Below are 22,247 nucleotides of genomic sequence, written 5' to 3' on the forward strand. Positions count from 1 at the left end.
GGGCCGACCGATGACCGCACAGCAGTACGCCGACACCGCGGGACGCGCGATCCTGGAGACGATCCGCGCGTACGGTGTGACCACGATCTTCGGGATCCCGGGCACGCACAACCTCGAGCTCTACCGCCCGCTCGCCGAGCTCGGCATCCGCGCGGTCACCAGCCGGCATGAGCAGGGCGCCGGCTATGCCGCCGACGGATGGTCGCAGCAGACCGGGCTGCCGGGGGTCGTCATCACGACGTCGGGACCCGGACTCCAGAACGCGATGAGCGCGATCGGCACGGCGTTCTGCGAGTCCCGTCCGCTGCTCGTGATCTCGCCCGGCGTCCCGCTCGGCGCGGAGTTCCGCGACATCGGCACCCTCCACGAGACCAAGGACGCGACGGCGATGGTCGGCGCGATCGCAGAGTGGTCGCGTCGTGTCGAGACGGCCGCCGATGCCGTCGACGCCGTCCACGACGCGTTCGCGCTCTTCCGGTCGGGCCGGCCCCGCCCCGTGCACATCGAGGTCCCGCTGGATGTGCTCGAAGCGCCTGCCGAGGTCGCGGCCGACGCGCGGGCGGCGCGCCCCGCGCCGGCACCCGCGCGCGGCGAGGCGGCCGCCGTCCGCGAGGCGGCGGCCCTCATCGCGACCGCGCAGTCGCCCGTCATCGTCGCCGGCGGCGGTGCCGCGCGCGCCGGGCGGCAGGTGACCGCGCTCGCCGAGCGGCTGGGCGCTCCGGTCGTGACGACGCTCAACGGCAAGGGCGCCGTCGATGAGCGGCATCCGCTCTCGCTCGGCTCCAACCTGCGCCTCGCCGCCGCGCGGGAGGTCGCCGAGGAGGCCGACGTGCTCATCGTCCTCGGCTCGAAACTGGGCGAGGCGGAGCTGTGGGCTCCCTCGCTGGCCGCCCGCGGCAGGGTGGTGCGCGTCGACATCTCGCCCGCGCAGCTCCACAAGAACCTCGATGCGACGGTCGGCATCGCCGGCGACTGCGCCGCCGTCGTCGAGGCGCTCCTCGCCGCCCTCCCCGCCTCGGGGCGCGCCCAGCCGGATCTCGAAGAACTCCGCGCCGCGATCACCGCCGAGATCCGAGCCGCCGCCCCCGAGACGGCGGCCCTCGCGGAGGTCATCGCCGCGGCCCTGCCCGACGGCGCGATCGTCGCCGGCGACTCGTCGCAGATCGTGTACCTGGGGCTCGCGAACGTGCTGCGCCAGCCGCGCCCGCACTCGATGCTCTACACCCCCACCTACGCCACGCTCGGGTACGGGCTGCCCGCCGCGATCGGCGCCCGCGTGGCGCAGACCGAGCGCCCGGTCGTCTGCGTGATCGGCGACGGCGCGCTCATGTTCTGCGTCAACGAACTGGCCACCGCCGTCGAGCAGGGCCTCGACCTGACCGTCGTGTGCGTCGACAACGGCGGCTACGCCGAGATCCGCCAGAACGAGGTGGATCGAGGCATCCGCCCCATCGGAGTCGACCTCGTCCAGCCGGACTGGGTCGCCCTCGCGGATGCGTTCGGTGCGACCGGCCGACGCGCGGAGTCCGCCCTTCAGATCGCCGACGCGATACACGCCGCGGTGGCGGCGGGCGGTGTGCAGCTCGTGCACGTGCCGCAGGCCACCTGAACACCGAACCCGCCACGAGCGGCCATCGAGACGAGAGGAACGTCATGACCGACAACATCGGCCCTGTCGATGCATCCGCCAACCCGCGCTACTCCGGCATCGCGACATTCGCACGACTGCCCCGCATCGAGGACGTCGCGAGCGCCGACATCGCGATCGTCGGCGTCCCGTTCGACGCCGGGGTGAGCTATCGCCCGGGCGCACGCTTCGGGCCTTCGCACGTGCGCGAATCGTCGCGCCTGCTGCGTCCCTACAACCCGGCGCAGGACGTGTCGCCGTTCTCGGCGGCGCAGGTGGTCGACGCCGGCGACATCCCGGCGAACCCGTTCGACATCGACGCGGCCGTCGAGGAGATCGAGAGTGCGGCACTCGACCTCGGCGGGCGGGTGCAGCGCATCGTCACCGTCGGCGGCGATCACACCATCGCCCTGCCCCTCCTGCGCGCAGTGGCGAAGCAGCACGGCCCCGTGGCGGTGCTGCACTTCGACGCGCACCTCGACACGTGGGACACCTACTTCGGCGCTCCCGTGACGCACGGCACGCCGTTCCGCCGCGCGAGCGAGGAGGGGCTCATCGACCTCACGGCGAGCTGCCACGTCGGCACGCGCGGCCCGCTGTATTCGAAGCAGGATCTCGAGGACGACGAGCGCCTCGGCTTCTCCATCGTCTCGAGCGTCGACATCGAGACGCAGGGAGTCGAGGCCGCGATCGACCGGATGCTGCGCCGCCTCGGCGATCGACCGGTGTACGTCTCGATCGACATCGACGTGCTCGATCCCGCGCACGCACCCGGCACCGGAACGCCGGAGGCGGGCGGGATGACGAGCCGTGAGCTGCTCCGGATGCTCCGCAGCCTCAGCGTCTGCGACATCGTCGGCGCGGACGTGGTCGAGGTCTCCCCCGCGTACGACCACGCCCAGGTCACCGGCATCGCAGCGAGTCACGTCGTCTACGAGCTCGTCACGCTCATGGCCGCCCGGATCGCGACGCACGGCGGCGCTCGCGCCTGAACGGCGCAGGGCGGACGGATGCTCCGCTCAGCGGTCGACCGGAACGCCGCTCTCGAGCAGCGCGACGTCCTGCAGCGTGGGCGCGCCCTCCCACTCGCCCGTGACCATGCAGGTCAGCGCACCGCACGAGTTCGCCATCTCGAGAGCCGTCTCGATCGTCCCCCCGCGTATGCGGCGGGAGAGGTACCCCGCGACGAACGCGTCGCCGGCACCGATCCGGTCGAGCACCCGCACCGGGTGGCCGGCGGCATCCCACCGTCCTTCGGCGGCACCGGTGGTCGCGCCGTCCTTGCCCTGCTTGATGATCACTTCCTTCGGTCCCAGCGCGAGGACCGCGGCGATCACCTCGTCGACCGACGGCGTTCCGCCGAGCAGCAGCCGGAACTCGTCGAGGCTGCCGAACACGACCTGCGCGCGTCGGACCATCGTCATATACAGCTCGGCCGCGTCGGCCGGGCTGATCAGCCCCGGCCGGTGGTCGATGTCGAACGACAGGCGCGCACCCACCGACTCCACCAGATCGGCGGCCTGCACGGCGGCCCTGCGAGCCGACTCGGAGATCGCCATCGTGACGCCGGTCGTGTGGACGACGCTCGACGGGCGCAGCGGGAGCGCAACCACATCGGACGGGCCCAGCATCGATCCCGCGCTGCCCGTGCGGTAGTAGGTCACCCGCACGCGGTCCTCGAGACGACGCTCCTTGACCATCAGCCCGGTCGACGCGGCATGGGTCGTCCGGGCGATGACCGTCACACCCTCACCGCGGATGCCGTCACGCACGATCCGGCCGAAGGGGTCCTGCCCGAGCACGCCCACCCATCCGGCGCGCAGACCGAGGCGCGTCGCGGCGATCGCCACGTTGGACTCGGGACCTCCGAAGGAGATCCGAGTCGCGCTCGTCGCCGAGAGCGGCCCGATCGACCACGGGTCGATGAGCCCCAGGGCTTCGCCCACGCACCACAGCTCGACGTCGCTCACGCGCACTCCCCTCACCCATGACGGCGGAGGGCACGGGCGCCTCCTGCGCCGCCGGTCCGATGCTACCGCCGGGAGCGTGCGTCGACAGGGGTCGACAGTCCGCGTCCGGTGCGGGCTAGCGCAGCCGCTCCAGTGTCTCGAGCAGGAACGCGTGGGTATCGGCATCGGCAGCGGCGATCAGTCCGTGCCCGCCCGTGTGCAGCTCTCCACCGGCGAGGTTGGTGACGACCGCGCCGGCGGCGCGGCAGAGCGCGATCGCGGCGGTCCAGTGCACGCTGCCGCGGAGTTCGCCGCCGGTGAGGTAGCCCGCCTGCCGGCCGGTGGCCACCCATGCGAGCGCCAGCGTGCTCGACAGGCATCGCGGGCTGAACCTGGAGCGGAACGCCTCGTCCACCAGCAGCCGCGTGACGACCGGACCGGGGTAGCCGCTCTCGAGGTTGACGGTCACCAGCCGCGAGGCCGGGGTCGGCGCGAGGGGCCGGTCCGTGCCGCCGCCGGCCACGGCTGAGGCATCCCGCTGCCATGCGCCCGCGCCGTCGGCCCAGTACGTCTCCTCCGCGACCGGGTCGACGACAGCCGCCGCGGCGGTGACGCCGTCGACATCGAGCGCCACGTTCACGGCGAACAGCGGCAGCCCTGCGGCGAAGTTGAGCGTGCCGCAGATCGGGTCGACCAGCCAGCGCCGGGCAGCCCCGCCGCTCGCCCCGAGTTCCTCGCCGACGATCCCGTCACCGGGCCGCAGTTCGGCGAGGACGCCGCGGATGGCCCGCTCCGCGGCGACGTCGGCGTCCGTCGAGAAGTCGACTCCGCCGTGCTCGACGCGTCGCAGGCCGGTGCCGTAGCGGGCTCGGGCGACAGCGGCGCCCGCCCGCGCCGCGCGCACAGCCACATCGGCATCCGTGTGTGCTTCCGCGGGCTCCCGACCGATCGTCACTCGTCCAGTCAACCAGCCCCGCGCAACGGTGCCCGGCAGCGGGCGTCACGATCGCCGGTCGCGCGGAGAACTCTCCCGATCGCCGGAAACGCGAGATGACCGGGCATCGCGAGGACGGCACTGTACCGCCCCGAGCGGCTGAGCGGAAGGGCAGATCGAGGTTCGGCGACCCCGCCCTAGCCTGTCATCCGCATCTCAGTGCGTGCGCCGCACCCCCCAGACGGCGCGCACAACCCGAAGGAGAAATCATGCTCTGGACGATTCTCGGCCTCATCGTCATCGGCCTCATCGCGGGCCTCATCGCGCGCGCGATCATCCCCGGAAAGCAGAGCCTCGGCATCCTGCTCACCATCGTGCTCGGAATCGTCGGCTCGTTCGTCGGGGGCTTCCTCGGATTCCTGATCTTCGGAAGCGACCCGAACGGCGGGTTCCTGCAGCCCTCCGGCATCATCGGCTCGATTCTGGGCTCGATCATCGTGCTCGGCCTCTACGTGTTCTTCGCCCGCCGCGGCGCCGCACGCGCCTGATCCTCGGAGGATCCCACCGCGGTAGCCGGTGACCGGGCGGCGAGCCCGTCGCCGGCTACCGTGCGTGTGCAGGAGAGTCCTCGACGAACGATCGAGCGAGGAGCGTCGCTCCCGCCACAGCTGCCGGCATGGTGGCGACCGCGCCCAGCGGCACGAGGAAGCAGAGCTGCGTGGCGACGCCGAAGCCCAGCGCCCGCGCGCGGTGGCGGCGCATCAGCCTCCGCCGATCGGCCGGAGCGAGCCCGCGCGCGGTGAGCGCACGCGAGGTCAGCTCGTACGCGAGCAGCCAGCCCGTGAAGACGACGGCGAACACCGTGGCGACGACTCCGCCCACCACCGGCACGAGCCCGATCAACGCGGCGGCGAGAGCGACGGCCAGGCCGCGCACGAGGAGCCGCAGCCCGTCGCCGAGCGATCGCCAGAAGCCGTCGTCGGCGGTGAGGTCGTCGGCGCCGAGATCGGCCTCGACGGCCGACCAGATGCGGTCGTAGAAGGGCTCTCCGATGAGGAGCGTGAGCGCGGTGAACGACACCGCGACGAGCACCAGCGCACCACCGATGAGCGCGGTGCCGACCGCGACGCGGATGACGGTCGCCCAAAGGCCGGGCCATCCGTCGGCGAACGGGGTCACCGCCTCGGTGATGCCCGGGAGCGAAACCCCGAGCGCGACCAGCCCTGCGAGGAAGAACGCCGCCACGATCGCAGCGGGCAGAAGGCCGAGCGCCATGAGGCCCGGCCGGCGAGGCCAGTAGGCGAACCCGCGACCCAGCAGGACGGCTCCTCGGGCGAATTCGCGCATCCGGTCCAGTGTAGGCGGAGCGCCGAACGCGGGACGGGCCCGCCGACGCAGCATTCGGGGATGCGCGTCGACGGACCCAGGGAGGCCGTGCGGCCCGTTGGGGGCGAACCACTACGGCGCCGGGACGAGAACCCGGTCGATGGTGTGGATGACGCCGTTGGACGCCGGGATGTTGAGCGCCCACAGCACCAGCCGCGGATCCCGCAGTGAGCTTGTCTCGTCGCGCAGGGTGATGCCGCGCGGCTGCACCACACCGCCGTTCGCCATGGTGAGCGACCGCGAGATGAGCACCTTCACCGGGCCGAGCTTCTTGCCCGCGACCACGTGGTAGAGCAGGATGTCGGCGATCTGCTCGGTCGTGAAGGCCGAGGTGATCGTCGCGAGAGCCGCCGCCTCGCTGGCCGGGGCGGTTCCGGTGAGATCGGTGACGAGTCGCAGGAAGGCTCGGTCGTTGGGCGCGAACACGGTGTACTTCTGCGTGGTGTCCGCAAGGGCGCCGTCGAGCCCCGTGGCGAGCACTGCCTGCACCAGGATGTCGTAGTCCCGCGGATTGCCGTCCGGAGTGCCGCCTCCGGACGCGGCCACCGCGACGTCGACGATCGTTCGCGACGGCGTGCCGCCGGTCGCGTGCGCGGGGGTGGCCGAGAACACCAGTGCGAGTGCGGCGACCGCCGCCACGGCGATACGGGTCTTCTTCATCGTTCAGCTCCTTCGATGCGATGACGTCACGCCGTCCCGATGGAGGGCGCACTGGGGTATTCCCCCGCGAGGGCCGGCACGGATGCACCTTCCGGCGAATCGTGCGGAGGAGCACGTTCGGGAATCGATCGGGCCCAGGTGCATCCGCCACGTCATCGGCGGCGGAATCCCTTCTCGACGGCCGACCGCGTCACGGCGGCACCACTGTGCGGACGACCGCCGAGGGCTAGCGTGGATCGGGGAGCGAGGATCGCATGGACCGGAACGCCGACGACGAGGCGCTTCTCGACGCGCGCTTCACCGCCGGCGACGAGCGCGCTCTGGAGGAGCTCTACCGGCGGTGGTCTCCCGTGGTCTACACGCTCGCACTCCGCTCTCTCGGAGACCGCGGCGACGCCGAGGACGTGACACAGCGCACCTTCGTGTCGGCGTGGGCCTCGCGGGCCACGTTCGACCCGCACAAGGGGCGCCTCTCGACCTGGTTGATCGCGATCGCGAAGCGCCGCATCGCCGACACGCACGAGTCTCGCGCCAAGGTCCGCGCGATACAGGCGGAGATCCAGCGGATCACCCGCCCCGACGACCTCGTGCGCGAGCCGCCCGATCTCGCCGAGACCCTGCTGCTGGCGAGCGAGCTCGAGCATCTCGAGCCCGACGCGGAGGCGGTGATGAGGCTGGCGTTCTTCGACGACCTCACCCACCAGCAGATCGCCCATCGGCTGGGGATGCCGCTGGGTACCGTGAAGAGTCACATCCGGCGGAGTCTCACCCGTATGCGCAATCGTCTGGAGGCCTCCCGTGTCGCACCTTGACCCGGAGCTCCTCGCCCTGCTCGCGCTCGACGAGCCCGTCGAGACGGACGCCGATCGCGCGCACCTCGCCTCGTGCCCCTCGTGCACCGCGGACCTGTCCGCGCTGCGCCACGCCGCCGTCGTGGGCCGGGCGGCGGTCGACGGCGCGAACCTCGAAGTCCCCCACGAGCGGGTATGGGACCGCATCGCCGACGAGCTCGAGCTCGGCGCACGCCACACGGCACCGGACCCGGAACCCGGCCCTGGCAGCGCCGCCGAGCCCACGCCCGCCGCCCGGCCCCGGCGGCGCCGGCGGACCGCCTGGGTCCTCGCCGCATGCCTGGCGTTCGTCGTGGCGATCGCGGCCGGCGCGTGGACGGTGTCGCGCACGCTGCTCCCGACAGAGGTGGCCGCGGCATCCCTCATCGCCTTCCCCGAGCATCAGGGCGCGGCCGGCACCGCCGTCGCGGAGGAGTCGCGAGACGGCACCGTCCGCCTCACCGTGACCCTCGACGGCGACACCGATCCGGACGGCTACCGGGAGGTGTGGCTCATCCGCGGCGACGCGTCCGCGCTGATCAGCCTCGGTGTGCTGGAGGGCGATGCCGGGTCCTTCACGGTGCCTGCCGGGATCGACCTGACCGAGTACAGCCTCGTCGACATCTCCGTCGAACCGCTCGACGGCGACCCCCTCCATTCCGGCAACTCGATCGTCCGCGGAGAGCTCGCACCCGCGTGAGGGCGCCGCTGCGGCCCTCGGGCCCGGGCGCCGGGCGGCATGGTGCTCAGTCCGGCGGTGCGGTCGCGGTGCGCGCGGCACGGCGCCGGCGGATCGTCTCGACGACCGCCCACGCCAGGATCCCCACAGCCACGCCCAGGAAGATGCCGCCGATGACGTCGGTCAGCCAGTGCGCCGCGAGGTAGGTGCGGCTCCAGGCCATCCAGAGGACCCACACCGCTCCGAGCAACCACCACAGCCAATGGCGGAACAGCAGCGCGAGCACCGTCGCCATGGCGGCCGCGAACGCGACGTGACCCGAAGGGAACGATGTCGGGACCACCTCGGCGAGCGAGTCCTCCGGCCGGATCCGCGCCACCACCCTTGCGAGCGGCGCGGCGATCGCGATGCACAGCACCAGGGCCGCGGCGACGGTGATGGCAGCCCACCACCACCGGAGGATCAGGAGGGTTCCGACGATCACCAGGCCGGTGACGGCGGCAAGGACGGGGCCGCCGAGGTGGCCGGGGATCCACGCGAGGACGAGTCCGGCATCCGTCCGGTTCGCCACCATCAGCTCGTGCCACCAGAGGTCGACCGGGAACGGCTGGTCCCGGCGGACCGAGGTCACCACCCACAGCACGATGATCGCGGCGATGGTGGCGGCCGCGCCGATGATGATCGGCGTGAGCCGCGAGAGATCGGGGCGCTCGTGGGGAGGCTGTACGCGGGCGATCTTCGCAGTCATCGTGCCTCGACTCCGGTCGATTCGGCGCCGGTGTCAGGGCCGCGCAGCTGTCCGGGCATCCGTCACCTCACCCGGATCGCGGAAGGCTGGATCGTGACGGTGAACGCGGTGGTCTCGCCGACCTCTTCGCCGTCGATCTCGAACGCGCGCGGCTCGGGCAGCGTGACGGTGACGCTCGATGCCCGGCCGTGCTCGAGCGAGTCGGTGTCGGTGACATCGTCGGACTTGCCGATCAGCCGCTTCAGCCCGTTGTCCCACATCATCGTCTTCAGCGTCCCCATCCACTGGGCGAGCCCCTCGGCGCTCAGCAGGAGGTAGTCCAGCTCCCCGTCCGCCGGGTCGGCTTCGGGCAGGAGCGTCACACCGCCCTGCAGCGTTCCGCAGTTCGCGACGAGGAACGTGTGCGCCTCGGCGTTCCTCGCGGGCTCGTCATCCGCGGCGATCGTGAACGGGATGACGTCGCTGGCCGACAGCGCGCGTCCGAGCGACTCGACGTAGGCGAGCCACCCCGCCTTGTCCTTCAGGGCGTCGTCGGTCTCGGCGATCATGTGGGCGTCGATGCCGAACCCGACCATGACGACGAAGCCGTGCCGCTCCGACCCGGCCGTCGACTCCACCTCGACCCACCCGACGTCGACGGTGCGTGCCTCGCCGGCGATCGCCCTCACGAAGGCCGCGGGAACATCGTCGATGGGGACGTCGAGGTTCCGGGCGAAGAGGTTGCCGGTGCCGAGGGGGATGATCGCCATCTTGACATCGGCCGACACGTCGGCGAGATGCTCCGCCACCGCCCGAACCGTGCCGTCGCCACCCGCGACGACGAGCAGCTCCGCACCGCCGGCGAGCGCCGCCGCGGCGACGCCCTGCCCCGGATCCTCCTCGGTGGTCTCCCACCACGCCACCTCGACCGGCGACTCGCCGACGGCGTCGGCGAGTCCCGCCTCGAGCGCGCCCTTCTCGGTCTTCGACGGATTCCAGACGATCGCGATCCGCATCAGGACCCCTTCTGCTTCTTCGTGCCGCCCAGGTCGGCGGCGATGTCGGGGACGTAGCGGAACTGATCGACGGGCGGGCGCTCGTAGTCGTCCGCGCCGGGCCGGTCGGGGATCTCGACGTCGTCCGATTCGAGGCTCTGGTACGGGATGCTGCTCAGCAGGTGACTGATCACGTTGAGGCGCGCGCTGCGCTTGTCGTCGCTCTCGACCGTCCACCACGGCGACTCCGTGGTGTCGGTCGCGGCGAACATCGCATCCTTCGCGCGGGAATAGTCCTCCCACCGGAGGATCGACTCGAGATCCGTCGGAGACAGCTTCCACCGGCGCAGCGGATCTTCCAGCCGCGACGCGAAGCGGGCCTGCTGCTCGTCGTCGGAGACCGAGAACCAGTACTTGATCAGGATGATGCCGTCCTCGATGAGGAGGTGCTCCACGATCGGCGTCTGGCGGAGGAATGTCTGATACTCCGCGTCCGTGCAGAAGCCCAGGACGCGCTCGACGCCCGCCCGGTTGTACCACGAGCGATCCATCAGGACGATCTCGCCGGCGGCGGGGAGCCGCGCGATGTATCGCTGGTAATACCACTGCCCGCGCTCCTCCTTCGAAGGCTTCGGGAGCGCGACCACCCTGGCATGACGAGGGTTCAGGTATTGCCGCACCCGCTTGATCGCGCCGCCCTTGCCCGCGGCATCCCGGCCCTCGAAGATCACGAGCACCCGAGCGCCGGAGGAGACCACCCACTGCTGCATGTCGACGAGCTCGACCTGGAGCCGTTGCAGCTCGTCCTTGTACGGACCTTTGGGGATGCGCTTGACGGACGACTTCGCGGGTTTCTTCTTCGACATCACTTCACCTCACATCGGGAGAGCGAGCGCGCATCCTCGGCACCCACGCCGGACACGGCGGGGGCTCCGTCTCGTCGATGCGACGTCGCGGCGGTCAACAGCGTGCGGGTGCGATCGTGATGATCCCAGTCGATGCCCGGTGCACTGGTTCGCCGCGGCGCCCACACTACGCCGGGCCCTGCTGCGGGAGGCAAGGGTTGACAACGGCGGGCGGATCGGCGAGGGCACCGGCCGTGCCGTGACGTGTCAGCGTCCGGCGGCGTCCGCAGAAGCGGGGTGCCCCAGCTCCCAGCGGCCGGCCGCACGGGCATCGTGCGTCAGCAGCCGATCGAGCCGGACGAAGTCCCGCGCCAGGATCCTCTGCATCACCCGCCCCGGGACCCAGCCGAGCTGCCAGCGGAGCGAATCGCTGAGCTCCCCGGCGTAGTCCGCGCGGATGCGCGTGCCGTCGGCGGACGGTCCGCAGGCGTACTCGACGCGCGAGTTCCAGGGTGCCGACGACAGCCAGACCACGCGCCGGTTCTCGTCCAGCGCCTCGAGGCGGTCGATGAAGTGGATCCGGAACGGGCCGATGCGGTCGGTCGCCATCCACGTTGCGCCGACCCGGATGGGCCCGGTGTCGATCCGCCTCCGGAAGACCACGGCGGGCGCGAAGTCGTGCCACTTATCGGGGTCGGCCAAATAGGGGAAGACCGCCTCTGTCCGATGGGGGACCGTCGCGTCGACGACCACGCGGCGGGCCCAGCGGCTCTCGGTCGCTCTCACGCGCAACCGGACGGTCGCCGACCGTCGATCGAGGTCTCGCCCCCCAGGAGCGTGGTTCTCCACGGTCGAGAGCGTACGGCGCACTCCGCCTGACGGGCAAGGTCGGCGCGGCGGCCGCACACCGTCGCCTGACGCTCCGGCTGATGCGGCGGCGAGGCCACGGGCGTAGGATGCCGCTGTCCGCGACGTACGGGGCGTCTGTGTCGATGCCCCCGGCGAGATCGGGGGATCCGACATGGCCACGAAGCTGCCGTCATCCGGGTCGGTGCCCGAAGGTCAGATCCCCGGCTGCGACACGTCCGGCATGATCCTCGTTCATCGCATCTTCCGCTGGCTGTACGGCCAGCTCCCGCAGCTCGTCCGCGAGGTCAGGGCCGGAGACCTCGACCGTGCCGCGATCGTCGGCGACTACGCGAGGCTCGACTTCTTCGCGCTCCACCTCCATCACGAGACGGAGGACACCGTGCTGTGGGATCGGCTGGCCGCGCGCGATCCCGCGTGCGTCGCGCACGTCGACCAGATGCGCGCACAGCACGCCGAGGTCGGCAGGCAGCTCGCCCGCATCGAGCCGCAGCTCGCCCCCTGGGTCGCATCGGCGGATGCCGGGCTTCGCGATGCGTTCGCCGGCGACATCGAGGTGCTCCGCGACACCCTGTTCGGGCATCTCGGGCAGGAGGAGCAGGACATCCTCCCGGTCGCCGGTTCCGTCCTCTCACAACAGGAGTGGGACCAGCTGGAGGCACACACGCGCGCCACGCTGATGGCGCGTCGGAAGGAGCTGCCGAAGGACGTGATGTCGCTTCAGCTCGGCCTGCTGCTCGCGAGCGTTCCCGAGGCCGACCGGGAGGACTGGTTCCGCGCGAACGTTCCCGCACCGATCCGGGTGCTGTATCTGCTTCTCATGAAGCGCCGGTACAACCGGGCGATGCGGGAGCTCTATCCCGATCGCCCCGTCCCGGCGATGGTGTGACCGCCGGCGCTCGCGTCCGCTCGCGCGCCGTCAGAGTAGGCCGTACTGCTCCCATACCTGCCGGAGGGTCACGCCGGACAGGAGGTCACCGAGCACCTGAGACTCCCCCGCGGCGCGAGCGTTCGCGATCGCGAGGACCTCTTCTTCGACGGCCTGGGGAACCACCACGGCACCGTCGTCGTCGGCCATGACGAGGTCGCCCGGCGAGATCACGACGCCGCCGATGGTCACCGGTTCCTGCGTCGCCGAGATCACCATGCGCCCGCGGTAGTCGATCGGGCGCGCGCTGCGCGCGAAGGCTCCGAAGCCGAGTGCCTGGATCTTGTCGCCGTCACGGAGGTTGCCGTCCGTGATCATCCCGACCGCACCGCGGCCGCGAGCCGCGGCGCTGAACAGCTCGCCCCAGAACGCCGAGGCATTCGACTCCGCAGTGGCGATCACGATCAGGTCACCCGGGGCCGTCGCGTCGATGAAGTCGATCGCGGCGTCATACGGATGCGCGGGATCGACCTCGAGCGTCGGCACGAACTGCGCGGTGCGCGCGCGCCCGACGATCCGCGTCCCGGGGACGACGCACGTGAGGCGGTGCGAGAGCACCTGGTCGCGTCGACCGACCTTGTCGAGCGAATCGGAGAGAATCGCGGTCGTCAGTGACGGATGGATGTTCACAGCACCTCCACGGTGGCGTCGTCGATGGCGTCCCAGTCGTAGACCGCACCGAGTCCCGCGGACTCGGGGGCGTACGCGTAGCCGTCTCGGATGTCGAGCGGCTCGGCTAGGCCGAAGGAGAAGTCCTCGAGCGGATAGAGAAGCTCGAACCATTCGGTGTTCGAGATCGAGAGCGCGACGTGCAGGTTCGCGAGCTCGAGCGGGTGGGCGATCGTGGTGTGCAGCTCGCACGACATCCCGAACGCCTCGGCGAGGTGCGCCGTCTTGAGCGCGGACGTGATCCCGCCACGCCACGAGGCATCGGTGCGCACGATGTCGACCGCGCCGCTCGCGATGTACTGGGCGGTCAGCTGGCTGCCGCCCACGATCGTCTCGGTGCCCGCGATCGGGATGTCGAGCTCTCGGGTCAGCTTGATCAGCGTCGCGACGTCGTAGTCGTAGACGGGCTCCTCGAACCAGAGGTAGCCGAGCGACTCGAGGTGACGCCCGACGCGAAGCGCCTCTTCGAAGGTGTGGGTGGCGACAGGGTCCGCCATCAGCGGATAGTCGGGGCCGACGGCATCCCGCACCGCGGTGTAGACCTCCAGGTCGACCTCGGTCGGCCCCGGCGGGTGCACCTTGTAGCCGCGGATGCCGCGCGCCTTCACCTCGCGCGCCTCGACGGCATACTGGGCCGGATCCGCGTGGAACATCGAGCTCACGTACACCGCCCGCTTCTCCGCGCTCGACCCCAGGAGCTGGTGGATCGGCAGTTCGGCCTTCTTGCCCGCGATGTCCCAGGTCGCCACGTCGAACGGCCCGTACGCGTAGATCGGGGTGTGGTTCCACCGCCGGTCGAAGTGGCGGAACTCCCGGGCGTTCTGCTCGCGCGCCATCGGGTCGCGCCCGATGAAGAAGGGCCGCACCTGCGCGAACACGCGCGCGTTCAATCGCGAGTCGAGCCCGCCGAGCCCGAACGATACGCCCGTGACGCCCTCGTCGGTCTTCATGGAGAGGACGACGGCGTCCGGTGTCTTGCCGCCGCGGAGCTTCGCGCGATCGACGGCGCCCGAGTCGTCGGTCACGCGCACGGCGCGGATCTCGATGTCTGTGATCTTCACTTACGGTCCATTCTTCGAGTCGAGGGGCGGCCAGGCCCGGAGCGAGCGGTCAGCTCTTCACCGATCCGGCGAGGACGCCTCGCACCAGCAGCCTCGACGAGGCGACGAACACGATCAGGATCGGCAGCGCGACGATGAGACCCGCGAGTGCGATCTCGGGCTGCCGGATCGGGAGGATGCTCGCACCGAGGCCGGGGTTGAGCGCCGGCGTCGCGCTGAAGAGCACGCCGAGCCCGACGGGCAGCGTCAGCACTTCACCCGAGTTGACCATCACGTAGGGCAGGAAGTAGTTCACCCATGCGCCCGTGAAGCTGAAGAATGCGAGCATTCCGAGAAGGCCCTTCGAGAGGGGCAGCGCGACGCGCCAGAAGGTGGAGAACTCGCCGCATCCATCGATGCGGGCCGCCTCGTACAGCTCCTTCGGGATCGACGTCGCGAAGTAGATGTAGGCGAGGAAGACGCCGAACGGATAGAACGAGCTGGTCAGGATGATCGCCCAGGGCGTGTTGTAGATGCCGATCGCCGTCACCTCGATGAACAGCGGCAGCACGAGCGCGACAGGGGGCACGATCATCGCGATGAGCGTCGTCATGAGCAGTGCCCGGCGGAACGGCAGCGGTGCGGTGGCGAGCGCGTAGCCCGCGAGCATCGCCGTCGCGCACGAGAGGAAGACGATCGTCGCGGTGTACCAGACGGAGTTCCACACCCAGGTGAGGAGCCGTCCGTCCTGGAACAGCATGAGGTTGTTCCACGCGATCACGTACTGATCGAACGAGCCGAAAGCGAACGGGCTCAGCGAGGTCAGTTCCGCCGCCGTCTTGGACGGCGCGAGGATGAGCCAGAGCATCGGGATGATGCTCACCACGGCGAATCCGAGCAGGATCGCCCACGTGAAGATGCGGCCGGGGGCGCGGCGGATGCTGATCCCTCGCGTCCGCTCCGGCGTGCTGCGCCCTGTGACGGTGCGCAGCGTCATCGTCGAGGTGGTCATATCGCGCTCCCTGCCTGCATGGCGGCCCGTCGGGCTTCCTTCTTGGGTTTGGTCTTCGCCGAACGCGCCTCCTCGAAGAAGTCGGTCCGGAAGATCGCGATGAGTGCCGCGATGATGCAGACGACGAGGAGCATGAGCGACAGCGCCGCCGATGCACCGAGGTTGGCCGATTCGAAGGCGAACGAGTAGCTGAGCTGATTGAGCGACCAGTTGTCGGCGAGTCCCGGATAGACGGTGGAGGAGATCAGGTACGGCTCGACGAAGATCTGGAGGCCGGCGGCGAACGTCAGGATCGCCATGTAGATGAGGTAGCGACGGATGAGCGGCAGCTTGATCTTCAGACCGATCTGCCAGCTGCTGGCGCCGTCGATGCGCGCCGCTTCGAGGATGTCGTCGGGGATGGACTGGAGCGAGCCGTACTGCACGATGATCCAGTTGCCCGCTCCGGTGAAGAAGGCCATGAGCACGAAGATCCACACGAGGTTGCCGGTGTTCCAGATCTGGCTGCCCTCCGTGATGCCGAGCGCATGCAGCAGCGGCGCGAACGGGCTGTAGGTCGGCTCGAGCATGAAGTACCACACGAGGATCGCGACGGCGCCCGAGATGGACGCGGGGACGATGTACGCGGCGCGGAGCGAGACGGTCCAGCGAGCGCGGACGGCGTCGAGGAGCAGCGACATGAACGCCACCACGACCACCATCAGGGGCACGTAGATCACGAGGAACGTGGCGACGTTGGTGAGAGCCGGGAGGAACCGGAAGTCCTGGAGCACCAGGAGGTAGTTCTGGAAGCCGCCCGCCGGGTTCGCGAGCGACGGCTTGAGGGCGGTGAAGAACGCCAGCACGACCGGAACGAGCCCGAATGCGATGAGGAGGATGAAGTACGGGGCGAACATGAGCGCCCCCGAGAGGGCCCCCATCCGCCGGATTCTGGAGCGCGTCATCGCGGCAGCCGGTCCTTTCTGTTGATGACCGGAGAGTCGGCGCCTGGCTACGCCGACTCTCCGGTCGTTGGCGAGGTCTTACTCCTCGACCACCTTGTAGCCCGAGCCCGGTGCGAGCTGGATCAGCGACTCCTGGAAGGCCACGACCGCGTCAGCGATCGGGGCTCCCGCGTTGATCTCGGTCTGGAGCACGGCACCGATCTGCGCCTGGTTGGCGTAGCGGACCGGGCGCTCGGTCGGGTTGATCAGCGTCGCCTGCTCGACGAGCGCCGGCACGATGTCGGACGCGTAGTACTCGTCACCGCTGATGCGCTCGGCCCAGGCCTCGAAGGCCGGACCCGAGCCGGGGAACGTCACAGATGCCGCCATCACCTCGACGTCGGTCGAGAGGAAGGTCGCTGCCTCGGCGGCCGCCTCAGGGAACTTCGCGTGCGACGAGACGACCCAGATGCCGCCGCCCCACTCGCCCGAGTACGCCTTGTCGTTGCCGTCCCAGATGGGCATCGGCGCCGCGGCGACGTGTCCGGCCGGGATCGCCCACGAGCTCTCGGGCTTGAGCACGAACTCGCCGAACCACGACGGGCCGAGGGTCATGACGACCTTGCCCTTCTGAGCGACGTCGGCGAGGAAGCCGGCGTCGAAGGACGAACGGGTGTCGAGCACCTTGGCGTCGACGAGCGGCTGGACGAGCTCCGACACGCGCGTGCACTCGACGGCTTCGGGGGCGATGCGCACCGTCGACTGGTCGAGGGTCTCGGCCATCGGGCAGCCGCTGGGCCACAGGTAGCTGGAGTAGAAGTTCTGGTCGCCGATCGCTCCGGCGACGTAGCCGGTGCCCTCGAGCTTCATCGCCTCGGTCGCGAACTCGTCCATCGTCGTCGGCACGCTGAGGCCGAGCTCCTCCATGAGCGGGGCGTCGTACCAGAGCACGCTCTGGGCGAGGTCGTTCTTGAGGCAGTAGAACTTGTCGTCGATGAGGCACCAGTCGTTGGCGCCGTTGTAGGCCTCGAACACGGCCGGGTCGACCAGGTCGGTCAGATCGGCCGCGTAGCCGTTGGACGGGTCGGCCCATGCCGCCACGTCGTTGGGCTGCGCGAAGACCACATCGGGCCAGCCGCTGCCGGTCGTGTTGAAGAGCGCGATCTTCGTCGGGAGATCGGCGACGTCGACGACCTCGATCGTGACGTCGACCTCGCCCTTGACGGCCTCTTTGTACGCCTTCGCGGCCGGTTCGCGGACGGAGTCGGTCCACACCAGGACCTCGGGCGTGGCACCCGGGTCGGTGGTGGCGTCCGGGCCACCGGACGGGGCGCAGCCGGTGACCCCGAGGGCCACGACGGCGGCCGTCAGAAGTGCAAGACGTTTGTTCATGGGCTTCCCTTTCGTGCGGTGCTGTGCAGGGACGAAGGAAAGCTCCTTCGCTCACTGGAAAGGACTGTACACCAAAATCGCGTTTCCTATATCCTATTTCGGTAAATCCGTTTACTTCTCATCTTCGGGGCTGCGGATTCCGATGTCCAGGAGTTCCTGGGGAGCGCCGCCGACCGCCCACTGCGACTCCCACCCGACCCCCGGCGCGGTGAGGGCGTGAACGTCGCCGTTCGCGTCGACTTCGGCCGGGCGCACGACCTGCGGCGAGTCGACGAGCGCCTCGTAGTAGGTGGTGTTCTTGATCGCCATGCACAGGTGCGTGTTCACCAGGCCGCCGCCGTGGACCTCCGCACGCAGGTGGAACGAATCGGCCAGATGGGCGATGCGCATCGCACCTGTGACTCCCCCACGCAGCAGCGAGCCGGCCCTCACGGCGGACGCGCAGCCGCTGGCGATGTAGTCGGCCGTCGCCATATGGGCGCCTTCGGCGACCTCGCACACGAGAAGCGGCACATCGACCCGCTCGGCGAGCCTCTGGTACGCCGTGACGCTGAACTCCTTCATCGGCTCCTCGTACCAGAGGTAGTCCGCCTCGCTCAGCGCACGGCCGAGATACGTCGCATCGAGCAGGTCGAAGGCGGCCGATCCGTCGTACATCAGCGGAACGTCGGGGCCGACGTGCTCGCGCAGGGCGAGGCTGAGCTCGGCGTCACGCCGCGCGTCCCCCCACGCGTGCAGCTTGATCGCGGGAAAGCCCAGCTCGAGGCACTGATCGGCCACATCGAGGTACTCCTCGATCGACCCGAACGTGACGGTCGACGCGTAGGCGGGGATCGATGTGCGGAACGAGCCGAGCAGCTGTGCGAGCGGGAGCTTCGCGGCCTTCGCGCCGATGTCCCAGATCGCGATGTCGACGACCCCGATGATGTGCACCGGGAAGCGGTCGATGCGATCGATCTCCCACAGGCGATGCCACAGGTATTCGCGGGCCAGCGGATCCTGGCCGAGGAGCTCGGCACGCAGTCGCCGATCCACGATGTCCTGGAGGATCGCGCCGCGCAGCGTGAAGCTGAGACCGTCGATCCCCTCGTCGGTGCGGACCACGAGCCACGCGCCGTCGAGTTCCGGCTCCGAGCCGGGAAGCCCGTCTCGCCACACGAATGCGGGGCTGTAGGCGGGGATGCGGACACGAACGACCTCGACGGCGATGATCTTCACCGTCCTATAGTATAGGATCCAACCACATTTCTGTTCCCGATTCGTCGGGGTGAGGGGAACCCATGCGTCTCATGCGAATTGGCGCCGCCGGTGCCGAGAAGCCGGCCGTCGCGGTCGGCGACGACGGCTACGTCGACGTCTCCGATGTCGTCGATGACTTCGACGAGGCGTTCTTCGGCAGCGGTCGCATCGACGAGCTGGAGGCGCTCGCCGACGAGCGCGCAGCCGCCGGCCAGGTGCGTCGGCTCGCCGACGAGCGCATCGGCTCCCCCATCGCCCGTCCCCACCAGATCCTGTGCATCGGCCTCAACTACAGCGACCACGCCGCAGAGACCGGCGCGGAGGTCCCCGCCGAGCCGATCCTCTTCACGAAGTCGCCGAACACGATGATCGGCCCGAACGACGACGTGCGCATCCCCCGCGGATCGTCCAAGACCGATTGGGAGGTCGAGCTCGGCATCGTCATCGGACGGCGAGCGAGCTACCTCGACTCGGAGGAAGAGGCCCGCGATGCCGTCGCCGGCTTCGTGCTGGTCAACGACGTCAGCGAGCGCGAGTTCCAGATCGAGCGCGGCGGCCAGTGGTCCAAGGGCAAGTCCGCCGAGACGTTCAACCCCACCGGCCCGTGGCTGGCCACGCCCGACGAGATCGACGATGTCCTCGACCTGGGCATGTGGCTGGACGTGAACGGTCAGCGGCGACAGACCGGGTCCACCTCCACCATGATCTTCGATCCGTACTTCATCGTGCGATACCTGAGCCGGTTCCTCGTGCTCGAGCCGGGCGACCTGATCAACACCGGGACTCCGCCCGGCGTCGGGCTGGGCATGAAGCCCCCCGTCTACCTCGCCCCCGGCGACGTGATGGAGCTCGGCATCCAGGGTCTCGGCGTGCAGCGCCAGACCGTCATCGCGCCGCGCTGACGTCCGGCCCACCGACGGCGCCCCCGAGTCAGCGCGGGGGCGCCGTCGACGCTCGGATCGTCAGCGCGAACGGCGGTTCGCTGACGACGTGGTGCACCACATCGCCGTCGACTCCCTGATCGAGCAGGAGGGCCACCGCCGTCGCGCCGAGCTCGGCGAGCGGTGCTTTCACGGTCGTGATCGGCGGCCAGGTCGCGTCCGCGTACCAGACGTCGTGCAGGGCGACCAGCGATACGTCGTCGGGCACCCGGAACCCGCGCTTGTGCAGCTCCGCGAGCACCCCGAGTGCGGCATCCACGTTCGCGACCACCAGTGCCGTCGGCAACTCGCCGCGCTCGACGAGGACCTCTGCGGCTCGGCGTCCGTCCGCGCCGGAGAAGCCGAGCTCGAGAAGCAGATCGCCGGGAACGTCGAGGCCCCGCTCGGCCATCGCCGCGCGGAACCCCTCCCGCCGGCGATCGGCGGTCGGTGTGCCCGCCGTACCGCCGATGAAGCCGATGGAGCGATGGCCGAGATCGTGCAGGTGCGCCACCGCGGGACGCATGCTCAGCGCGTCATCGAGCACGACTGTCGTGATCGGCCCGGTGTCCGCGGAGTTGATGAGCACGATCGGAAGCGGTTCGCCGATCATCTCGAGGATCCGCTCCGGCGCGACTCCGTCCGGCAGCTGGAGGATCACACCGTCGACGCGCCCCGAGGCGACGACGCTCCGGAGCCACGTCTCGTCCTCTTGGAGTCGCGCGGCGCGGGCGAGCACGAGGTTGACGCTCCGCTCCCCCGCCGCCGACTCCACACCCCGCGCGAGCTCCGCGACGACGGCGCTGGTCACCTCGGGCAGGACCAGCGCGAGGGCGCTCGCCCGTGAGGTGCGCAGCGCGCGCGCCGCGTGGCTGGGCACGTAGTTGAGGGATGCCGCCGCCTCCTCGACACGACGGCGGGTCTCGTCTCCCACTCGCAGCGTGGGATCGCGCGAGAGCACCCGGGAGACCGCGCCCACCGAGACGCCGGCGAGCGCAGCCACGTCACGTATGTTCGCCACTATTCGAGCCGCACCACCTGATTCGTGTCCATCGAACGGTAGAGCGCCTCCACGAGCTCCACCGTCTTCACGTTGTCCCGCGCAGAACTCCGCGGGGTGGAGCCCGTCGCGATCGCGTCGAGCACCGAGCCCATCGTGCCGATGAATGCGTGGGGGAACCACCGCTGGGTGACCGGGTAGGGCACCCAGCCGTCCGTCGGCAGCGAAGAGCTGAAGACCTCGAGCGTATCGGTCCGGCCGTCGGGGTAGTCGTAGAGGAGACCCAGCGTGCCGCGGATGGCGCCGGCGACGCCGTCGATGCGGAACTCGGCCGAGTTGTCGCCACCGCGATTGACGTGGTTCACGTGCACGACGGCGGTCGCGTCGGCGAACCGGTACGAGCTCACCGTGCGGGTCTCCCCGATCGGGAACTGACCGGGAGTCCTCCCCGCCATGGCGTACACCGACGTCGGCTCACCCAGGAACCACCGGACGATGTCGTGGTAGTGGATCGAGTGCACCATGATCTCGAGTCGCTCGAGCTGCCTCGCCCACTCCCACAGCTCCCACTGCGTCGCGATGTTCACGGTGAGCGAGAACGAGGTGACCTCGCCGATCCACCCGAGCTGGACCATGCGATGCGCCGCGGCGATGCCCTCGTCGAACCGCAGCTGCTGGTTGACGCCGGCGACGAGGCCCGCCTCCTCGGCCAGGTCCGCGAGCTCCTTCGCGATCTCGGGCGAGACCGCGAAGGGCTTCTGCGCGAGGATGTGCTTGCCCGCGGCGATCGCCGCGCGGAAGATCGCGGGCTGCTCGCTCGCCGGGACGGCGATGTCGACCACCTCGACGTCGGCGTCCGCGAGCAGTTCCTCGAGCGACCCGTAGACCCTCGGGATGCCGTGTCGTTCGGCGACGGCACGCGCACGGTCGAGGTCGACATCGGTGATCCCGACGACGCTCAGCCCCGCCAGCGCGTAGGCCGGGAGATGGGCGCCGTCGACGATGCCGCCGGCGCCGACGATCGCGATCGGCCGGCGCTGCGCTTCGGGGATCTCGAGCCGGCAGTAGTCGGAGATCTCGCGGAACTGGTCGATCACGAGGACTCCCCGGGGATCTCGAGGCGAGCGGTCGCGGCATCCCGGTACTTCACGGTCTGCAGGTGCTCGCAGTACAGCACGAGCTCCTCATCGTCGGCCCGGAAGACCTCGTACGACACCCTGATGAGACCCAGGTCGTCGTACTTCGGCGTCTTCTCGAGGAGGGTCCGCATGGCGTAGATCGTGTCGCCGAGGAACACCGGCTTGATGAAGCGGAGCCTGTCGTAGCCGTAGCTGAAGGTGTTCACGTTGTTGTGGGCGAAGAGGCCCATCCCGAACGTGAAGACCAGCGCGCCGGGGACGAGCCGCTTGCCGAAAAGCCCCTCTTCACGAGCGAAGATGTCGTCGGCGACATAGGGGTGGAGGTCCATGAGCAGGCTGCTGAAGAGCATGCTCTCGCCCTCGGAGATCGTGCGCCGGATCGAGCGGTCGACGTCGCCGACGACGAAGTCCTCGTACAGATTGACTTCCTGGTTCCACACCGGCACGGCGTAGCGGGCCTGCGGGTCGGTGTTCTGGTTCTTCATC

24 protein-coding genes are annotated in these 22,247 nt (G+C 70.0%); 7 read left to right on the forward strand and 17 right to left on the reverse strand.

Annotated elements, in window-relative coordinates; all coding sequences use genetic code 11:
• Positions 1–10 precede the first annotated feature (10 nt).
• Positions 11–1,609 (forward strand): thiamine pyrophosphate-binding protein, encoded by a 1,599-nt coding sequence (locus tag EER34_RS03690; protein WP_127473202.1) that lies wholly within the window; start codon positions 11–13, stop codon positions 1,607–1,609.
• 44 nt (positions 1,610–1,653) lie between these two features.
• Entirely contained in the window at positions 1,654–2,619 is a 966-nt protein-coding gene (speB, locus tag EER34_RS03695) for an agmatinase (protein ID WP_127473203.1), read from the forward strand.
• Positions 2,620–2,646: 27 nt separating this feature from the next.
• On the opposite strand, the gene EER34_RS03700 is transcribed toward speB, so the two are convergent.
• A complete protein-coding gene (locus EER34_RS03700; protein ID WP_164743434.1) occupies positions 2,647–3,597 on the reverse strand; it encodes a sugar kinase in 951 nt (316 codons plus the stop codon).
• 115 nt (positions 3,598–3,712) lie between these two features.
• Positions 3,713–4,531 (reverse strand): inositol monophosphatase family protein, encoded by an 819-nt coding sequence (locus EER34_RS03705; RefSeq protein ID WP_205791346.1) that lies wholly within the window; start codon positions 4,529–4,531, stop codon positions 3,713–3,715.
• Positions 4,532–4,779: 248 nt separating this feature from the next.
• Between EER34_RS03705 and EER34_RS03710 the strand changes: the two genes are divergently transcribed.
• Positions 4,780–5,058, forward strand: a complete 279-nt coding sequence (locus EER34_RS03710) for a GlsB/YeaQ/YmgE family stress response membrane protein (protein WP_127473205.1) — start codon at positions 4,780–4,782, stop codon at positions 5,056–5,058.
• A gap of 55 nt (positions 5,059–5,113) precedes the next feature.
• Here EER34_RS03710 and EER34_RS03715 read toward each other — a convergent pair whose 3' ends face one another.
• Positions 5,114–5,857 carry an EI24 domain-containing protein gene (locus EER34_RS03715; protein WP_127473206.1) on the reverse strand — a complete coding sequence of 248 codons (744 nt, stop codon included), beginning with the start codon at positions 5,855–5,857 and terminating at the stop codon, positions 5,114–5,116.
• A gap of 111 nt (positions 5,858–5,968) precedes the next feature.
• Positions 5,969–6,556 (reverse strand): fasciclin domain-containing protein, encoded by a 588-nt coding sequence (locus EER34_RS03720; protein ID WP_127473207.1) that lies wholly within the window; start codon positions 6,554–6,556, stop codon positions 5,969–5,971.
• Between the two features lie 254 nt (positions 6,557–6,810).
• Between EER34_RS03720 and EER34_RS03725 the strand changes: the two genes are divergently transcribed.
• Both EER34_RS03725 and EER34_RS03730 read left to right on the forward strand, forming a co-directional pair.
• On the forward strand, positions 6,811–7,368 hold the full coding sequence (locus tag EER34_RS03725) for an RNA polymerase sigma factor (protein ID WP_127473208.1): 558 nt from the start codon (positions 6,811–6,813) through the stop codon (positions 7,366–7,368).
• A complete protein-coding gene (locus EER34_RS03730; protein ID WP_127473209.1) occupies positions 7,355–8,086 on the forward strand; it encodes an anti-sigma factor in 732 nt (243 codons plus the stop codon). Before EER34_RS03725 ends, EER34_RS03730 begins: the two co-directional genes overlap by 14 nt.
• A gap of 46 nt (positions 8,087–8,132) precedes the next feature.
• Here the strand turns inward: EER34_RS03730 and EER34_RS03735 are convergent, their stop codons facing one another.
• The 4 genes from EER34_RS03735 to EER34_RS03750 all read right to left on the reverse strand — a co-directional run bounded on the left by EER34_RS03735 (position 8,133) and on the right by EER34_RS03750 (position 11,418).
• Positions 8,133–8,813: a phosphatase PAP2 family protein gene (locus EER34_RS03735; protein ID WP_127473210.1), complete on the reverse strand. Its 681-nt coding sequence runs from the start codon at positions 8,811–8,813 to the stop codon at positions 8,133–8,135.
• Between the two features lie 62 nt (positions 8,814–8,875).
• Positions 8,876–9,808: a diacylglycerol/lipid kinase family protein gene (locus EER34_RS03740; protein WP_127473211.1), complete on the reverse strand. Its 933-nt coding sequence runs from the start codon at positions 9,806–9,808 to the stop codon at positions 8,876–8,878.
• Entirely contained in the window at positions 9,808–10,653 is an 846-nt protein-coding gene (gene ppk2, locus EER34_RS03745; protein WP_127473212.1) for a polyphosphate kinase 2, read from the reverse strand. The genes EER34_RS03740 and ppk2 overlap by 1 nt, the downstream gene beginning before the upstream one ends.
• A gap of 246 nt (positions 10,654–10,899) precedes the next feature.
• Positions 10,900–11,418, reverse strand: a complete 519-nt coding sequence (locus EER34_RS03750; RefSeq protein ID WP_164743435.1) for an SRPBCC family protein — start codon at positions 11,416–11,418, stop codon at positions 10,900–10,902.
• Between the two features lie 235 nt (positions 11,419–11,653).
• Between EER34_RS03750 and EER34_RS03755 the strand changes: the two genes are divergently transcribed.
• Positions 11,654–12,388, forward strand: a complete 735-nt coding sequence (locus tag EER34_RS03755) for a hemerythrin domain-containing protein (RefSeq protein ID WP_127473214.1) — start codon at positions 11,654–11,656, stop codon at positions 12,386–12,388.
• A 30-nt stretch (positions 12,389–12,418) separates the two neighbouring features.
• On the opposite strand, the gene EER34_RS03760 is transcribed toward EER34_RS03755, so the two are convergent.
• The 6 genes from EER34_RS03760 to EER34_RS03785 all read right to left on the reverse strand — a co-directional run bounded on the left by EER34_RS03760 (position 12,419) and on the right by EER34_RS03785 (position 18,681).
• A complete protein-coding gene (locus EER34_RS03760) occupies positions 12,419–13,057 on the reverse strand; it encodes an RraA family protein (protein WP_240642102.1) in 639 nt (212 codons plus the stop codon).
• A complete protein-coding gene (locus EER34_RS03765; protein WP_127473215.1) occupies positions 13,054–14,157 on the reverse strand; it encodes an enolase C-terminal domain-like protein in 1,104 nt (367 codons plus the stop codon). The genes EER34_RS03760 and EER34_RS03765 overlap by 4 nt, the downstream gene beginning before the upstream one ends.
• Positions 14,158–14,206: 49 nt before the next feature.
• Entirely contained in the window at positions 14,207–15,148 is a 942-nt protein-coding gene (locus EER34_RS03770; RefSeq protein ID WP_127473216.1) for a carbohydrate ABC transporter permease, read from the reverse strand.
• Positions 15,145–16,068, reverse strand: a complete 924-nt coding sequence (locus EER34_RS03775; RefSeq protein ID WP_164743436.1) for a carbohydrate ABC transporter permease — start codon at positions 16,066–16,068, stop codon at positions 15,145–15,147. Before EER34_RS03775 ends, EER34_RS03770 begins: the two co-directional genes overlap by 4 nt.
• Before the next feature lie 102 nt (positions 16,069–16,170).
• Positions 16,171–17,463, reverse strand: coding sequence for an ABC transporter substrate-binding protein (locus EER34_RS03780; RefSeq protein WP_127473218.1), 1,293 nt, complete (start codon positions 17,461–17,463; stop codon positions 16,171–16,173).
• Positions 17,464–17,574: 111 nt separating this feature from the next.
• Positions 17,575–18,681, reverse strand: a complete 1,107-nt coding sequence (locus EER34_RS03785; RefSeq protein ID WP_127473219.1) for an enolase C-terminal domain-like protein — start codon at positions 18,679–18,681, stop codon at positions 17,575–17,577.
• Between the two features lie 62 nt (positions 18,682–18,743).
• Here EER34_RS03785 and EER34_RS03790 point away from each other — a divergent pair, with 62 nt between their 5' ends.
• Positions 18,744–19,604 (forward strand): fumarylacetoacetate hydrolase family protein, encoded by an 861-nt coding sequence (locus EER34_RS03790; protein ID WP_127473220.1) that lies wholly within the window; start codon positions 18,744–18,746, stop codon positions 19,602–19,604.
• Positions 19,605–19,632: 28 nt separating this feature from the next.
• Here the strand turns inward: EER34_RS03790 and EER34_RS03795 are convergent, their stop codons facing one another.
• The 3 genes from EER34_RS03795 to EER34_RS03805 are packed head-to-tail and all read right to left on the reverse strand — an operon-like array spanning position 19,633 to position 22,246.
• On the reverse strand, positions 19,633–20,625 hold the full coding sequence (locus tag EER34_RS03795; RefSeq protein ID WP_127473221.1) for a LacI family DNA-binding transcriptional regulator: 993 nt from the start codon (positions 20,623–20,625) through the stop codon (positions 19,633–19,635).
• Positions 20,626–20,642: 17 nt separating this feature from the next.
• Positions 20,643–21,719 carry a Gfo/Idh/MocA family protein gene (locus EER34_RS03800; protein ID WP_127473222.1) on the reverse strand — a complete coding sequence of 359 codons (1,077 nt, stop codon included), beginning with the start codon at positions 21,717–21,719 and terminating at the stop codon, positions 20,643–20,645.
• Positions 21,716–22,246 (reverse strand): MaoC family dehydratase, encoded by a 531-nt coding sequence (locus tag EER34_RS03805; RefSeq protein ID WP_127473223.1) that lies wholly within the window; start codon positions 22,244–22,246, stop codon positions 21,716–21,718. The genes EER34_RS03800 and EER34_RS03805 overlap by 4 nt, the downstream gene beginning before the upstream one ends.
• Position 22,247: the final 1 nt, after the last annotated feature.

This window comes from Microbacterium sulfonylureivorans (assembly GCF_003999995.1).
GTDB classification, from domain to species: Bacteria; Actinomycetota; Actinomycetes; order Actinomycetales; family Microbacteriaceae; genus Microbacterium; species Microbacterium sulfonylureivorans.